Here is a 15,550-nt window from a genome sequence, read left to right on the forward strand (position 1 = left end):
TCATGGCCGCAGGCCCAGGGCCCGCACGAGGGCGACGGCCGTCTCGGGACGGTTCATCGTGTAGACGTGGAGCCCGGGTGCGCCGGCATCGAGGAGATCCTGGCCGAGAACGGCGGCGGCCTCCACCGCTATCGCCCGGCGGTCACCGGGTTGAGCGGCTTCGAGCCGGGCGAACAGGTCCTCGGGCACGGCCGTGCCGTTCATGGCGGCGAAGCGACGCACGGTCTTCGGCGCGGTCACGGGGAACAGACCCGGCACGATCGGCTTGTCACAGCCCAGGTCGGCGAGCTCGTCGACGAGACGGCGGTACAGGGACGCGTCGAAGAAGAACTGGGTGATCGCGAAGTCGGCGCGCTCGAGCTTGTCCGCGAGGTGACGCCTGTCGCTCGCCCGGTCCGGCGACCGGGGGTGGACCTCGGGGTGGGCCGCGACGCAGATCGAGAAGTCGCCCCGGGCGCCGGCCACGTCGACCAGTTCGGACGCGTAGGTGAAATCACCTCGGGGAGGCGTGCCGTCGGGTGGCGGGTCACCTGCGAGCGCGAGAACGTCGTCCACGCCGTGCTCGGCGTAGTCGGCCAAGAGGTCGTCCACCTCGGCCCGGGTGTGTCCCACACAGGTGAGGTGGGCCATCGCCGGGAAGGAGCGGCCCGTGGCGATGTCGACGACGATGTCTCGGGTGCGGTCGTGGCCCTGGCCACCGGCACCGCAGGTGACCGACACGAACGTCGGCGACAGGTCGGCGAGCTCGTCGATCGTGGCATTGAGGCGTGCCCGGCCCTGCGCGTCGGCCGGTGGGAAGAACTCGAAGGACAGCGACGGCTCACCGCCCAGGAGGTCCCGGATCACCGTCCCGCCCGCCGCTCGGCGGCCGCCACGGCGTTGCGCAGCAGCATGGCCCGCGTCATGGGCCCGACACCGCCGACCCGCGGCGAGAGCCAGCCGGCGACCTCGGCGACGTCGGCGGCCACATCGGAGAGCAGCTTCTTGCCCTCGAAGCTGACGCCGGCGGCCACGACGGCCGCTCCCGGCTTGATCATGTCGGCGGTGATCAGCCCGGGTGATCCGGCGGCGGCCACGACGATGTCGGCCCGGCGGGTGTGCTCTGCGATGTCGCCCACCCCCGTGTGGACGACGGTCACGGCCGCGTTGGCGTGGGGACGCTTGAGGGTGAGCAGGTTGGCGAGCGGCCGTCCGATGGTGAGGCCCCGGCCGACGATGACGACGTGGGCGCCGGAGATCGGCACGTCATGGGCGACGAGCAACTCGACGATTCCCGCCGGGGTGCAGGCGACCGGCGCGTCGACGCCCTGCACGAGCCGCCCGAGGTTCACGGGATGCAGACCGTCGACGTCCCGGGCGGGGTCCACCCGCTCGAGGGCGGCCTCGTAGTCGAGGCCGCCCGGGAACGGGTACTGCATCAGGAAGGCGTGAACCCGGTCGTCGCTGTTGAGGCGGTCCACCACGGCGTCCACGTCGGCCTGCGTCGCGGTCGCGTCGAGGCGCTCGTCGAATGACGCGATGCCGACCTCGGCGCAGTCGGCGTGCTTCATCGCCACGTAGCGGGCCGACGGTCCGTCGTCGCCGACGAGAAGGGTCCCGAGGCCCGGGGTGACCCCGGCCGCCTTCAGGGCCGCGACCCGGTCGGCGACTTCAGCCCGGACCTTCGCGGCGACGGCCTCACCGTCGAGAGTGATCGCTGTCACGGCATCCGACGCTAGCGAGATCTCAGCCCGTCCGGTGACGCTCAGGCAGCAGGGCCTTCGGATCCGAGAAACGGGCTACGGCGACAGAACCTCGATCTCGCAGCGCGTCCCGGGAGCAGCAGCGAGCCGTCGATCCAACGTGAGTAGTGCCATCCCCAGCCGTTCGGCCAGCGCGACATAGACGGCGTCGTACACAGTCAGGTTGTCGCGCAGCTCCCAACAGCGCCCGAGGAGCCCACCGTGAGGCACCCGCTCGATGCGCAGGGCATCGAGGTCCTCGAGCGCACGCTCGAATCGGGCCGGAGGGATCTCCCCGGCCGACACGAGACGCCGCCACGCGGAGACCACCTCCACATCGACGAGATGTGGAGCGACCAGCCTCTCATCGGCGATTCGACGGCGAGCAGCAAGCCCGTGTCCCCCGTCATCGCAGAGACCGACGACGAGGACGCTCGCATCGATGACGATCAACGAGAATCGCGTTCGGCCCGCACCGCGGCAACCGCTTCGTCGAAGCCCACGCTTCCGCCCGTGCGATGGCCGACTCGCTCGAGCAACTCAGCGATGGTCGGTCGGTGCGCCTCATCGGCCAACAGGGCGAGAAGGTACTCCTGCAGCGACTGTCCGCTCTCACCAGCACGGCGCCGCAGGACGGCGTGCACGTCCTCCGGGACGTTCTTGACCTGGATGCTCGGCATGGCGCCACGATAGCGCCAGCACATGTCCCTTGGCGCCGCTGCCCCCGGTTCCGACGGGGTCAGTGGCGGAAGTGGCGCTCGCCGGTGAACACCATCGTCATCCCGTGCTCGTCGGCGGCGGCGATCACCTCATCGTCTCGCACTGACCCGCCGGGTTGCACCACCGCTGTGCAGCCCGCCTCGGCTGCCGCATCGAGGCCGTCCCGGAACGGGAAGAACGCATCCGACGCACACGCACCGCCTGCGGCGCGGCCGTCCGCCTTGGCCGCCGCGATGCGGCCCGCGTCGCGTCGGTTCTGCTGACCGGCGCCGATCCCGAAAGCTTGCCGGTCCCTGACCACCACGATCGAGTTGGACGACACCCGGGCCACGACCCGCCAGGCGAACACGAGGTCCACCCATTCCGTGTCGGTGGGTGCACGCCGAGTGGCCACGGTCCACGCCGTCGGGTCGGTGGTCACGAAATCGGGACCCTGGAGGAGGGCGCCCCCGTCGATCGAGCGGACGAGGAGGTCACCCTTGCGCAGCCGTGGACGGTCCGGCGCCTCGATCACGCGCAGGTTCTTCTTCGCACACAGGATCTCCAGCGCCCCGTCCTCGTAGGAAGGAGCGACGACGACCTCGGTGAACACCTCGGCCAGGTCCGTGGCGACCTCCGCCGTCAGCGGTCGGTTGAGGGCGACGATGCCACCGAACGCGGACACCGGGTCGCACGCGTTGGCGCGGCGGTAGGCCTCGGCGATGTCGTCGTGGGAGGCGACACCGCAGGGGTTCGCGTGCTTGACCACGACCACCGTCGGATCGTCGTGCTCTGTGACCATCGAGTAGGCCGCCTCGGTGTCGGCGACGTTGAGATACGACATCTCCTTGCCGTTGTGCTGGGCGGCGGTGTCCCACCAGGTCTTCGTCCCGCGACGCCGGTAGCGGGCACCGGGCTGGTGCGGGTTCTCGCCGTAGCGCAGCACCGCGGTCCGCTCGTAGACGGGGTGCACCGTCTCGGGCAGCGTCTCGCCGTCGGTCGCGTCGAACCACTCGACGATGGCCGCGTCGTAGGCCGCCGTGTGGGCGAACGCCGCCCGGGCGAGGCGGCGACGCGTGGCTTCCGAAAGGCCGGAATCAGCCTCGAGTTCGGCGACGACCACCTCGTAGTCGGCAGGGTTGACGACGATCCCGACGTGCGCGTGGTTCTTCGCCGCGGCGCGCACCATCGCGGGGCCGCCGATGTCGATCAGCTCGACGGACGGATCGGAGCTGAACGGGTAGAGGTTGGCGACCACGAGGCCGATGGGCTCGATCTCGCGCTCGGCGAGGTCCCGGCGGTGACTCTCACGGTCGAGGTCAGCCAGGATGCCGCCGTGGATCGCCGGGTGCAGCGTCTTGACGCGCCCGTCGAGCATCTCGGGGGCGCCGGTGACATCTGTCACCTTCGTGACGGCGACTCCGGCATCGGCGATCGCGGCGGCGGTACCGCCCGACGAGACGATCTGGTGACCCAGCGCGACGAGACGCCGGGCGAGGTCCACCACGCCGGTCTTGTCGGAGACGGAGATGAGTGCGCGCATGGGCGGCGACCGTAGTCGGCCCCGACGTGGTACGCGACGGTGGCTCGCAGCCGGCCGTCTTTCTACTAGGTTGAGTGTTGCGGGAATTCGCAGCTGTGACCGACAAACAACGAGGGGGAGTCGATGAACGATCTCAAACCCGGACCGATACTGATGCTGGGCGGAGGTGTTCTCCTGCTCCTCAGCAGCTTTCTGGACTGGGGGCCCAGCACGAGTGGCTTCGAGACCGACGCCTTCGGTCTGCTCGGGATCTTCACGTTGCTCATCGGCATTGCGGCGGCCGGAATCGGCGGTGCCACTGCGTTCGCGCCCCAGGTCAAGCTGCCGTCCAACATCCTGGGATTCACGATCGCCCAGTTCGTCGGCGCTCTCGCCTTCTCGGCGTTCATCTGGCTCTTCGCGTTCCAGTTCTCCGACTTCAGTGAGATCGGCATCAGCCTCGGCTGGATCGGTGCCGTGGTCGCCATCGCCGGCGCCGTCGTGACCGACATGCAGGCCAACCCGTCGGGCACCGGCTCGGCGACGACGTTCTGAGGAGCCCGGAATGAACAACATCAAACCCACCCAACTCATGGTTCTCGGAGGCGGCGTCCTCCTGCTGATCGGCTCGTTCCTCGACTGGTTCTCCTTCGGTCCGTTCGGAGCCAACGCCTACGACAGCGACTTCTTCGGACTGACGGGAATTCTGATCCTGTTGCTCTCGATCGAGTTGATCGCAGTGTCAGCCATCCAGGCGTTCGCGCCTCAGGTGAACCTGCCTGAGAAGCTCCTCGGCTACAGCCTCACTCAACTCACGACGGTTGTCGCCCTCGCTGCGTTCCTGACGGCGTTCGGCCAGTGGTTCCGGTCGAACTCGGCCTTCGGCGTCTTCCTGGCGGGAATCGGCGCCGGGGTTGCTCTCGCAGGAGCCATCTGGGAACACCAACAGGGCGCCTCCGCCACCGGCGGGACCGCGAAACCAACTACTTTCTGAGTCACCAGGTCACTGGAACGCGTCGAGGCCCCGCCGATGGCGGGGCCTCTTCGCGTCCTCGACCGAGTCCCGCACCCCGACCGACGCCGGAACAAGCGCTGAGACGAGCCTCGAACCGCTCCATCAGGGCGGGAGCCGGCGTTTGCGCAGCGAGGCTTGGCGGAGACTACGAGCGGCGTGAATGCCGGCTTCCGCCCTTCCGCATGCGGATCAGAGCGAGGCGACCACCTCGGCCATGAGCTGGCCGGCCTCGGTCGGGTTGTTGCCGACCTTGGCGCCGGCTTCACGCAGCGCAGCCATCTTGGCTTCCGCGGTGCCCTTGCCACCCGAGACGATGGCACCGGCGTGACCCATCTTCTTACCCGGAGGGGCTGTGACCCCGGCGACGTAGGCGACGACCGGCTTGGTCATCTTGTCGGCGATGAATTCGGCAGCCGCTTCTTCGGCCGACCCGCCGATCTCGCCGATCATCATGACGGCCTTCGTCTCGGGGTCGGCTTCGAAGCCGGCGAGACAGTCGATGAAGGTGGTTCCCGGAACGGGGTCCCCGCCGATTCCCACACACGTCGTGCAGCCGATGTCGGCCTGCTTGAGCTCGTAGAGCGCCTGGTAGGTGAGGGTGCCGGAGCGACTGACGATGCCGACGGGGCCTCCCTCTTTGGCGATGTGGCCGGCGGTGATGCCGATGTTGCACTTGCCCGGCGAGATGATGCCCGGACAGTTCGGCCCGAGGAGCTGGACATCGGGGAAGTCGGCCTGCAACTTGTTGTAGAACCAGGCCTCGTCGTGGGCAGGGACGCCCTCGGTGATGACGACGATGAACTCGACGCCACCCTCGGCCGCCTCCATCACAGCGTCCTTCACGAAGGGCGCGGGGATGAAGATGCACGACGCCGTGGCACCGGTTGCGGCGACGGCCTCACCGACGTTTGCGTAGATCGGAATGCCGTCCACGTCGGTGCCGGCCTTGGTCGGATGGGTACCGGCCACGACCTTCGTGCCGTAGTCACGGTTCAACAGGCCGTAGTAACGGCCCTGTGAGCCGGTGAGGCCCTGGTAGATGACCTTGGTGTTCTCGTCGACGAAGATGCTCATCAGGGGCTCCTCAGCGCTTCGCTAGTTCGACGGCGCGGCGGGCGGCGTCGAGCATCGTGGCTTCCATCTGCAGGGCGTCCGAGAGTTTCGGTTCGAGGATCGCCCGACCCTCGTCGGCGTTCGTCCCGTCGAGACGGATGACGATCGGTGAGTCGATCTCGACGCGGTTCATCGCCTCGAGGATGCCGTTGGCGACCTCCTCGCCCCGGGTGATGCCCCCGAAGATGTTGATGAAGATCGAGCGCACCATCGGGTCGTTGTTGATGACCTCGAGTGCACCGGCCATGACGTCCGCGTTGGCACCGCCGCCGATGTCGAGGAAGTTGGCGGGCTTGCCGCCCACCTGGTTGACCACGTCCACCGTGCTCATGGCGAGCCCGGCGCCGTTGGCTATGACTCCGACGCTGCCTTCGAGCCCCACGTACTGGAGGCCCTTCGCGTGGGCGTCAGTCTCGCGCTCGTCGCGGGTCTGCGTCTCGTCGTAGGCGGCATAGTCCTCGTGGCGGAACACCGAGTTGGCGTCGAGGGTGACCTTCGCGTCGAGCACGTGGACCTTCCCCTCGGGGGTGAGGATCAGCGGGTTGATCTCGACGAGGTCGGCGTCACCTTCGGTGTAGGCCGTGTAGAGCTTCTGGAGGATCTCGATCGTGCCTTCGACGGCGTCGGGGTTCAGGTTGGCGCCCTCCACCCACGAGCGGCACACCTCGGGCGTGAGTCCCTCTACGGGGTCCACCCAGATCTTGGAGATTGCGTCGGGGTTCTCGTCGGCCACGGTCTCGATCTCCACGCCGCCTTCGGCCGAGAGCATGCCGAGGTGCTTCTTGGCAGCGCGGTCGAGCGTGAAGCTCGCGTAGTACTCCTCGGCGATGTCAGACGCCTTCTCGATCCAGAGCCGGTGCACGATGTGGCCGTTGATGTCGAGTCCCAGGATGTCCGTGGCGTGCGTGCGCACGTCGTCGACACTCCCTGCGAACTTGACGCCGCCGGCCTTGCCTCGCCCACCGGTGTGGACCTGCGCCTTGACCATGACCGGCGTACCGAGGCGCTCGGCGGCGGCCACGGCCTCGTCGACCGTCATCGCCAACTCGCCTGCGGAGATGGGCATCCCGTAGGACGCGAAGAACTGCTTTCCCTGATATTCGAAGAGATCCACGTTGCCTCCGAGCCGGGCTCGACGGTCGTTCCGTCGGGGAGCCGGCTGATTTCGGGTTCGACCGGCGATACTAGGACGCGACCCACCGTCGACCACATTCCGTGCCGGACCACCCACCATGCCCGTCGCCAAGGGAACAGACTTCAACGCCGTCCGCGCCGTCGTGATCGGCCTCCTCGGGATCGGCCTCGGTATCGGTCTGGTCGTGTTGATGGCCCAGCTCGCCAGCACCGGAAGTGTCGACGTCCAACTCGGCGACGACGTGTTCGAAGCGGGCGACGCCGAGAACCGGGCGGAGTCCATCGAACGGGACGGTCCGGTGCTCTTCCCCGACGTCGCCGGCGGTAGCCGCGACATCTACATCAACCACCTCAGCGACGATCCCCTGGAAGGGTGGATCGCCTTCGACGCCCGACGCCCGGGAACCGACCGGGAGTGCACGCTGCAGTGGCAGGCAGAGGCGCAGGTCTTCACCGACCCCTGCGACGAGACCGTCGTGATCGATGGTGACGGCGACGACCTCCCCCGCTACGAGGTGACCGTCACCGACAACGGCGACCTCGAGGTCGAGATCACGCCCCGTGACGACGACACCGGTGTCGACGCCGACGCGGAGTCCGACCCGGCGACGACCGCCGGGAACTGAATCCGGCGCTCAGATCTTCTCGAGCGGGGCCCAGGACAACAGCAGCTGCTTCTCACCTATACCGGCGAAGTTGACCCGCACCTCGGCCTTGTCGCCCTCACCGCGGATGTCGAGAACGACCCCCTCGCCGAAGGTTCCGTGGCGCACGTCGTCGCCCACCTTGATGCTCTGGCCGTCACCGGTGGCCACGGACGCGTTCGGGGCCGCCCGCCCGGCCGCCATGGCCTTGTCGACGCGGTCCTCGCGGCTCGGGCTCAGCGACCAGCCGTCGCCGCCCCGACGACTCGAACCAGGCGTCCAGCCGTCGCTCCCGCCTGAGGATCGACGTTCGCTGCGCGAGCGGCGGGTGGTGCGGCTGCCCTCGGCGTCCACGACGAGTTCGGCCGGGATCTCCTCGAGGAACCGGCTCGGCGGGTTGTACTGCGTCGAGCCGTAGATGGTGCGTGCCCACGCGTTGGTGAGCGACAGGCGCTCCATCGCCCGCGTCAGCCCGACGTAGGCCAGGCGGCGCTCCTCTTCGAGCTGATCCGGCTCACCCAGCGAACGGACGTGGGGGAAGATCCCGTCCTCCATACCCATCAGGTAGACGACGGGGAACTCGAGGCCCTTGGCCGAGTGCAGGGTCATCAACACGACCGACGAGTCGTCGTCGCCGATCTGGTCGCTGTCGGAGACGAGGGCCACCTGTTCGAGGAACTCGGCGACCGTCGGATACTTCGACGCGACGCCGATCAGCTCGGCGAGATTCTCGAGGCGACCCTCCGCCTCGATGGAGCCGTCGGCCTCGAGTTCCTGGCGGTAACCGGACTCGTCGAGAAGTGCACCGATGACCGCGGCCGGTCCGTCGTCGACGAACGCCGCCCCCTCTTCGAGTACCCGCAGGAATTCCGCGATGCCGTTGGCCGCACGGCCGGAGGCGCCGGCCTCGTCCGCGTTGCGCAGCGCGTCCACGAACGGCACGCCGTGCGCGGCCGCCCAGGCGTCGAGACGGGCGACCGAGCCGTCGCCCACACCGCGTTTGGGGGTGTTGAGGACCCGCTTGAGCGACACCTCGTCGATCGGGTTGATGACAGCCCGGAGATACGCGAGCGCGTCCTTGATCTCGCGACGGTCGTAGAACCGGGTGCCGCCGACGACCCGGTAGGGCACGCCGACCCGGACCATGTACTCCTCGAGCACCCGACTCTGTGCGTTGGTCCGGTAGAAGACGGCGATGTCGCCGTAGCGGTAACCCTCACCGTCGTGGAGGCTCGCGATCTCGTGGGCGACCCACCGGGCCTCGTCGGCTTCGTCGTCGGCGAAGTAGCGGGTGATGGGTGACCCGCCCCCCTGCTCTGTCCACAGCGCCTTGGGCTTGCGTCCGACGTTGTTGGAGATGACGGCGTTGGCCGCGTCCAGGATGGTCTGGGTGGAGCGGTAGTTCTGCTCGAGCAACATGACCGTCGCGTCGGGGAACGCCCGCTCGAAGTCCACGATGTTGCGGATGTCGGCGCCGCGGAAGGCGTACACGCCCTGGTCCTGGTCACCGACCGCGAAGACGTTGCCGTGCAGCCCGGCCAACTGCTCGACGAGGCGGGCCTGCACGCGGTTGGTGTCCTGGTACTCGTCCACGAGCAGGTGGCGGAACCGCTGTTGATACTTCTCGCGGACCGTGGGGTCACGCTCGAAGAGCTCGACGGTGCGCAACAACAGGTCGTCGAAGTCCATCGCCCCGGCGCGTCGCAGACGTTTCTGGTACTCGGTGTAGACGTCGGAGATACGACGCTCGAAGACCGTGCCGAGGCTCCCCGAGGCCTTCTCCGAATACGCCCGGTCGTCGAGCATCTCGTTCTTGGCGAGGCTGATGGCTCCGTGTACCGACCGGGGCGGAAAGCGCTTGGTGTCGATGTCGAGATCCCGCAGCACGTAGCCGACGAGGCGCACGGCGTCGGCCTGGTCGTAGATCGTGAACTGTGACGGAAAGCCGATGGCCTCGGCGTCACGGCGCAGGATCCGCACACACGCCGAGTGGAACGTCGACACCCACATCTTCTGGGCGACCTCACCGATGAGTCCCGCGACACGCTCCTTCATCTCGTTCGCGGCGCGGTTGGTGAAGGTGATGGCCAGGATCTCGAAGGGCGACACACCCTGGTCGATCAGGTGGGCGATGCGGTGCGTGAGCACCCGCGTCTTGCCCGAGCCGGCGCCCGCGACGACCAGGATCGGCCCGTCGCCGTGCAGCACGGCGTCGTGTTGGGCCGGGTTCAGGCCGGCGAGAAGGTCGTCACGTCGCACTGCGGCTCACCCTAGCGAGGGCCTGCGACGCCCCGGGTGACGGCGCCGACGACCTGGCCACCGTCGGCTACGTTTCGCCGCATGGCCTTTCTCGACCACGGCGACGCACGGATCCACTACGAGGTGTCGGGGAACGACAATGGATTTCCCGTCCTCACGATCGCACCGGGTGGCATGCGCTCAGAGATCGCGATGTGGTCCGGCAAGCCCTGGAATCCGTTGGAAGCCCTGGTGGACGAGTACCGGCTCGTCGCCATGGACCAGCGCAACGCCGGCTCCTCGACTGCACCGGTGGGCGCAAACGACGGCTGGGCCACGTACACGGACGACCAGATCGCCGTGCTCGACCACCTCGGTATCGAGTCGTGCCACGTCGTCGGCATGTGCATCGGCGGTCCCTACATAGCGGGTCTGCTCCAGGAGGCGCCCGAGAGGTTCGTCTCGGCGGTGATGCTCCAACCGGTCGGCGTGGACGGCAACCGGGAGGCCTTCGTCGAGATGTTCGACGGATGGGCCGCCGAGAAGGCGCCGGAGCACCCCGAGGCCGACGAGGCCACCTGGGAGTCGTTCCGTTCGAACATGTGGGACGGCGACTTCGTCCTCACCGCCTCACGCGACGAGATCGCAACCTGGGAGACGCCCCTGCTCGTGCTGATGGGAGACGATCAGTACCACCCGCAGTCGACGTCACGGGAGATCGCCCGGCTCGCACCGAACGCGACACTCGTCGAACGCTGGAAGGACGACGACGTTCTCGCCGACACGGACGCGACGATCACGTCGTTCCTCGCCCGATACACGCCGTGAGCCGGCCCCTGCGTTTCGGTGTGCAGTGCAACGGGCCCACCGACGCCGCCGAGTGGATGGACATGGCCCGCAAGATCGAGGATCTCGGCTATTCGACGCTGTCGGTGGCCGACCACTTCGACAACGACCTCTCCCCCGTACCGGCGCTCACCGCCGCTGCCGCAGCCACCACGACCCTGCGCGTCGGTGCGCTCGTCTTCGCCAACGACTTCCGTCACCCTGTCGTGTTGGCCCGGGACTGCGCGACGCTCGACCTCATGTCGGGCGGACGCCTCGAGCTCGGCCTCGGCGCCGGATGGCAGCGCAGTGACTACGACACCACCGGCATCCCCTACGACCGTCCCGGTATCCGAATCGACCGTCTCGGCGAGGCGCTGTCGATCCTCAAGAGCTACTTCGGAGGCGAACCGTTCGACTTCACCGGCGACCACTACCAGATCTCGTCGTTCACGGGCCGGCCGGACGTCGTGCAGAGCCCCCACCCACCGATCCTGATCGGCGGCGGCGGGCGGCGCATCCTCGACCTCGCCGGTCGTGAGGCGGACATCGTCGGGATCAACCCGTCGTTGCACGCCGGTCGCATCGACGAGGAAGCCGGTCCCACCGCGACGGCCGACGCCACTGACGAGAAGATCGGATGGATCCGTGCGGCGGCGGGCGCCCGCTTCTCCCAGATCGAGCTCCAGACGAGAATCCACATCGCCGCCGTCACCGACGACCCCCGAGCGATGGCCGAGGTCGTCGGTCCGGTTCTCGGCATCAGCGCGCAGGAAGCGCTCGACAGTCCGCACTCGCTCGTGGGCGAGGTCTCCGAGATCATCGAGAAGGTCCAAGCCGTGCGCGAGCGCTACGGGATCTCGTACTTCACCTGGGGACGCGATTCCCTCGACGCGATGGCCCCCGTCGTCGCCCGCCTCGCCGGCACCTGAGCCGGTCGCGCAGGACGGGCCGGGGACCCGTCGCGGTACCCTCGCGGTCCACGCAGGACCCCGGGGAATCCATGTCGAACACCACGCCATCCGATGACGAGACGGTGAGCACCGACGAACCGGACGCGCCCGAACCCGTATCCACGGCACCCGAACCCGCCGAACCCGAACCCGTATCCACGGCACCCGAACCCGCCGAACCCGAACCAGCCGCCGCGCCACCCCTACCCGCCGAACCCGAACCAGCCGAACCCGTATCCACGGCACCCGAACCCGCCGAACCCGAACCAGCCGCCGCGCCACCCCAACCCGCCGAACCCGAACCAGCCGAACCCGAACCCGCGGACCCGAAACCCACGCCCGCGCCCGTATCCCCTGAGCCGGCGCCCGAAGCCACCGCCACACCCGCGATCGGCGCGACGAAGCCTGCCGGACCGAACCCACCGCCGGTCGCGGCGCCCGGTGGGACTCCCCCGGCCCCTGCAACCGCGCCCGGCGGCTACGAGTCCGGTCAGATCCTCTCCGGCCCGGTCACCGCGGTGACCGCCCACGAGGTCGAGGTGGACCTCGGCGACGGGCTCGTCGGTGTCGTCGGCAGTCGCCACTGGGCACCCAACCTCCAGATCGACCTGACCGGCGAGGTCACCGTCGGCGACACCGTCGAAGCAGCTGTGCTCGTACGTGAAGATCAGCGGGGCCGCGTCGTGCTGTCGCGCTCGTGGGGCCGGACACTCACAGCATGGAAGACGCTCACCGACGCCCGTGCCTCAGGTGCTGTGGTCGAGGCCGTCGTTCTCGACACCGTGAAGGGTGGACTCGCCGTCGATGCCGGGATCCGGGCCTTCGTGCCACAGAGCCTCATCGACGTCGACCCCGGATTCGACGCCGAACAACTCGTCGGCCAGACGATCGAATGCCGCGTCGTCGACGTGGACCAGCGCAAGGGCCGCTGCGTGCTGTCGCGCAAGGCCGTCCAGCGCAGCATGCGCAAGTCCGAGTCACGCGAGCGGCTGAAGACCTTGAAGAAGGGCGAGAAGCTGACGGGCAAGGTCGTCCGACTCGCCGAGTTCGGCGCGTTCGTCGACGTGGGCGACGGCCTACAGGGTCTCGTTCACCGCTCAGAGCTGGGCTGGCGGGGAAGCGCCGACCCGGCCGACGTCGTATCCGTGGGCGACGAGGTGACCGTTGCGGTGTTGCGGGCCCAGCCCGACAAGATGCGCCTCGGCCTGACGATGCGTCTCGGTGGTGACCCGCTCCGCGAACTCCAACCGGGCAGCCGGCACGACGGAACGGTCTCGCGCCTCGTGGACTTCGGGGCCTTCGTGAAGCTCGAGAACGGCGTCGAGGGACTCGTGCACCTCTCGGAGTTGGCCGAGTACCGGGTCAACACCCCCGAAGAGGTCGTGCTACCCGGCGAGAGGGTGCGGGTCGAGGTGATCGCCGTGGAACGTCGGCGACGACGCGTGGACCTGTCGATCCGCCTCGCCGTGGCCCCTCAGATCGCTCCCCCGCCGGTCGAAGCCGTGCCCTCCGCCGAGCCGGCCGCAGCCGAGGAGTCAGATCTCGCGGCCGAGCAGGGCGAGGAGCCGGACGCCGGCTGAGGCATCCGGCGGCGGCTCCACCGGTTCCCCGTAGTGGGGCGTCCCGGCCAGATCGAGCGCCACGGGGCGCCACAGGTCCAGGCACCACTCGGCGGCTTCCTCATCGATCGTGACATCTGCGCCCAGCGCGGTGGCGACGTCCCAGCCGTGAACGAGGTTCTCCGACACGCGCACTGCGACGACGGTCTCGACCGTCAGGTCCCCGAGCGGATGATGGACGACCAGCGACATGTCGCCGACGGCACGCACAGCCTCCAAGGCCGCCAGCGCGGTCCCACGCCAGGCGGCCATCGGGTTGGGTCCGAGCACCCCCGGGTCCGTCGTCGCGACAGCGGAGACACCGTCGCCGGCGAGCAGAGGCGGCACCTGCGATTCGCCCAGCACGACGTGGGCGACGACCGACAGGACGTCCCAGTCCCCACTCGGTGTCGGCAGCTCCCACTGGTCGTCACGCACGGCCTGGACCCGACGACCGAAGTCGGCGACCGCCCGGCTGTAGTGATCGAACGGGCCGGCGGAACTCACTCCCATTCGATGGTGCCCGGCGGCTTCGACGTGATGTCGTACGCCACCCGGTTGACGCCCTCGACCTCGTTGATGATGCGGCTCGACATGCGCTCCAGCAGGTCGTAGGGCAGGCGCGCCCAGTCCGCGGTCATCGCGTCCTCGCTGGTGACGGCCCGGATGATCACGGGATGCGCGTAGGTCCGCTCGTCTCCCATGACACCGACTGTGCGGACGTCGGGGAGGACGGCGAAGGCCTGCCAGATCGAGCGGTCGAGCCCCACCCGGTGGATCTCCTCGCGGACGATGGCGTCGGCCTCCTGGAGCATCAACACCTTCTCAGCGGTCACGTCACCGATGATGCGGACGCCGAGCCCGGGGCCGGGGAAGGGTTGACGCCAGACGATCTCGTCCGGGAGGCCGAGGGCGGAACCGACCGACCGGACCTCGTCCTTGAAGAGGATCCGGAGTGGTTCGACGAGTTCGAAGTCCATGTCGTCGGGGAGGCCGCCGACGTTGTGGTGGCTCTTGATCTTCGCGGCGTCCTTCGTTCCGGATTCGATGACGTCGGGGTAGAGCGTTCCCTGCACGAGGAATCGGGCGTCGCTGATGCCGCCGGCCGCCTCCTCGAACACGCGGATGAAGAGTTCCCCGATGGTCTTGCGCTTGTCCTCCGGGTCGACGACGCCGGCAAGGCGGTCGAGGAACCGGTCACCGGCCCGGACGTGGATCAACTCGATGCCCTGGTTGCGGCGGAAGGTCTCCACGACCTGTTCGCCCTCGTCCTTGCGCATCAGCCCCGTGTCGACGAAGACACACGTGAGGTTGTGGCCGATGGCCTTGTGCACGAGCGCGGCCGCCACGGCGGAGTCCACCCCGCCCGACAGACCGCAGATGGCCCGTCCGTCACCGACCTGCGCCCGGATGGCCTCGACCGCCTCGTCGATGATCTCGGCGGGGGTCCACGAACGCGACGAACCGCACGGACCGCTCAGGAACCGCTCGAGCATCTCCTGACCGTGCGGTGTGTGGCCGACCTCGGGATGGAACTGGACGCCGTAGAGGCGCCTGTCATCGTTCTCGAGGACCGCCGCGGGGGCATCCGGTGTGGACGCGGTCACGGTGAACCCGGCGGGCGCCTCGACGATCGAGTCGAAGTGGCTCATCCACACGTCCTGGTGGATCGGAAGATCCGCGAGGAGCGTGCCGCCGGCCGCGACGTCGAGCCGCGTCCGTCCGTACTCGCCGCGACCGGAGTGGTCCACTGTGCCCCCGAGTTGGCGGGCCAGGAGCTGCGCGCCGTAGCAGATACCCAGTACGGGGACGCCGAGTTCGTACACGGCCGGGTCGAGAGTGGGTGCTCCCTCGACGTGCACCGACTTCGGGCCGCCGGACAAGATGATGCCGATCGGCTCCCTGGCGGCCATTTCAGCCGCGCTCATGTCGTGGGGGACGATCTCGCTGTAGACGTTGGCCTCACGGACCCGCCGCGCGATCAGCTGGGCGTACTGGGCCCCGAAGTCGACGACGAGGACAAAATATCGGTCATCGCTCATCGCCGCGACAGACGACTCAGTTGCCCATGCCGACGCCCTGGGCGCG

16 protein-coding genes are annotated in these 15,550 nt (G+C 68.6%); 6 read left to right on the forward strand and 10 right to left on the reverse strand.

Annotation, left to right across the window (positions count from 1 at the left end; translation table 11 throughout):
- The 5 genes from RIE08_18525 to purH form a co-directional block, all read right to left on the reverse strand.
- Complete coding sequence (locus RIE08_18525) at positions 1–846, reverse strand: methylenetetrahydrofolate reductase (protein MEQ8719602.1); 846 nt, start codon at positions 844–846, stop codon at positions 1–3.
- Positions 843–1,703, reverse strand: coding sequence for a tetrahydrofolate dehydrogenase/cyclohydrolase catalytic domain-containing protein (locus RIE08_18530; protein ID MEQ8719603.1), 861 nt, complete (start codon positions 1,701–1,703; stop codon positions 843–845). Before RIE08_18530 ends, RIE08_18525 begins: the two co-directional genes overlap by 4 nt.
- 75 nt (positions 1,704–1,778) lie before the next feature.
- Positions 1,779–2,174: a type II toxin-antitoxin system VapC family toxin gene (locus RIE08_18535; protein ID MEQ8719604.1), complete on the reverse strand. Its 396-nt coding sequence runs from the start codon at positions 2,172–2,174 to the stop codon at positions 1,779–1,781.
- A complete protein-coding gene (locus RIE08_18540; protein MEQ8719605.1) occupies positions 2,171–2,401 on the reverse strand; it encodes a hypothetical protein in 231 nt (76 codons plus the stop codon). Before RIE08_18540 ends, RIE08_18535 begins: the two co-directional genes overlap by 4 nt.
- Positions 2,402–2,460: 59 nt before the next feature.
- Positions 2,461–3,963 carry a bifunctional phosphoribosylaminoimidazolecarboxamide formyltransferase/IMP cyclohydrolase gene (gene purH, locus RIE08_18545; GenBank protein MEQ8719606.1) on the reverse strand — a complete coding sequence of 501 codons (1,503 nt, stop codon included), beginning with the start codon at positions 3,961–3,963 and terminating at the stop codon, positions 2,461–2,463.
- A 123-nt stretch (positions 3,964–4,086) separates the two neighbouring features.
- Here purH and RIE08_18550 point away from each other — a divergent pair, with 123 nt between their 5' ends.
- Positions 4,087–4,497, forward strand: a complete 411-nt coding sequence (locus tag RIE08_18550) for a hypothetical protein (GenBank protein ID MEQ8719607.1) — start codon at positions 4,087–4,089, stop codon at positions 4,495–4,497.
- A gap of 10 nt (positions 4,498–4,507) precedes the next feature.
- Positions 4,508–4,936: a hypothetical protein gene (locus RIE08_18555; GenBank protein MEQ8719608.1), complete on the forward strand. Its 429-nt coding sequence runs from the start codon at positions 4,508–4,510 to the stop codon at positions 4,934–4,936.
- A gap of 210 nt (positions 4,937–5,146) precedes the next feature.
- Here RIE08_18555 and sucD read toward each other — a convergent pair whose 3' ends face one another.
- Both sucD and sucC read right to left on the reverse strand, forming a co-directional pair.
- Positions 5,147–6,031: a succinate--CoA ligase subunit alpha gene (sucD, locus tag RIE08_18560; protein MEQ8719609.1), complete on the reverse strand. Its 885-nt coding sequence runs from the start codon at positions 6,029–6,031 to the stop codon at positions 5,147–5,149.
- A 10-nt stretch (positions 6,032–6,041) separates the two neighbouring features.
- The gene (gene sucC / locus RIE08_18565) at positions 6,042–7,184 is read right to left on the reverse strand and encodes an ADP-forming succinate--CoA ligase subunit beta (protein ID MEQ8719610.1); all 1,143 of its coding nucleotides are present in this window, start codon (positions 7,182–7,184) and stop codon (positions 6,042–6,044) included.
- 118 nt (positions 7,185–7,302) lie between these two features.
- Between sucC and RIE08_18570 the strand changes: the two genes are divergently transcribed.
- Complete coding sequence (locus tag RIE08_18570) at positions 7,303–7,830, forward strand: hypothetical protein (protein ID MEQ8719611.1); 528 nt, start codon at positions 7,303–7,305, stop codon at positions 7,828–7,830.
- Between the two features lie 9 nt (positions 7,831–7,839).
- On the opposite strand, the gene pcrA is transcribed toward RIE08_18570, so the two are convergent.
- Entirely contained in the window at positions 7,840–10,107 is a 2,268-nt protein-coding gene (gene pcrA / locus RIE08_18575) for a DNA helicase PcrA (GenBank protein ID MEQ8719612.1), read from the reverse strand.
- Between the two features lie 81 nt (positions 10,108–10,188).
- On the opposite strand from pcrA, the gene RIE08_18580 reads away from it, so the two are divergent.
- The 3 genes from RIE08_18580 (at position 10,189) to RIE08_18590 (ending at position 13,444) form a co-directional block, all read left to right on the forward strand.
- Positions 10,189–10,914: an alpha/beta hydrolase gene (locus tag RIE08_18580; protein ID MEQ8719613.1), complete on the forward strand. Its 726-nt coding sequence runs from the start codon at positions 10,189–10,191 to the stop codon at positions 10,912–10,914.
- Positions 10,911–11,843 (forward strand): TIGR03621 family F420-dependent LLM class oxidoreductase, encoded by a 933-nt coding sequence (locus RIE08_18585; GenBank protein ID MEQ8719614.1) that lies wholly within the window; start codon positions 10,911–10,913, stop codon positions 11,841–11,843. Before RIE08_18580 ends, RIE08_18585 begins: the two co-directional genes overlap by 4 nt.
- Positions 11,844–11,914: 71 nt before the next feature.
- Positions 11,915–13,444, forward strand: coding sequence for a S1 RNA-binding domain-containing protein (locus RIE08_18590; protein MEQ8719615.1), 1,530 nt, complete (start codon positions 11,915–11,917; stop codon positions 13,442–13,444).
- Here RIE08_18590 and RIE08_18595 read toward each other — a convergent pair.
- Positions 13,400–13,969, reverse strand: coding sequence for a TIGR03086 family metal-binding protein (locus RIE08_18595; GenBank protein ID MEQ8719616.1), 570 nt, complete (start codon positions 13,967–13,969; stop codon positions 13,400–13,402). The two genes, RIE08_18590 and RIE08_18595, sit on opposite strands and share 45 nt — an antisense overlap.
- Entirely contained in the window at positions 13,966–15,504 is a 1,539-nt protein-coding gene (gene guaA / locus RIE08_18600; GenBank protein MEQ8719617.1) for a glutamine-hydrolyzing GMP synthase, read from the reverse strand. The genes RIE08_18595 and guaA overlap by 4 nt, the downstream gene beginning before the upstream one ends.
- Positions 15,505–15,550 lie beyond the last annotated feature (46 nt).

The organism is Acidimicrobiales bacterium (assembly GCA_040219085.1).
GTDB lineage: Bacteria > Actinomycetota > Acidimicrobiia > Acidimicrobiales > JAVJTC01 > JAVJTC01.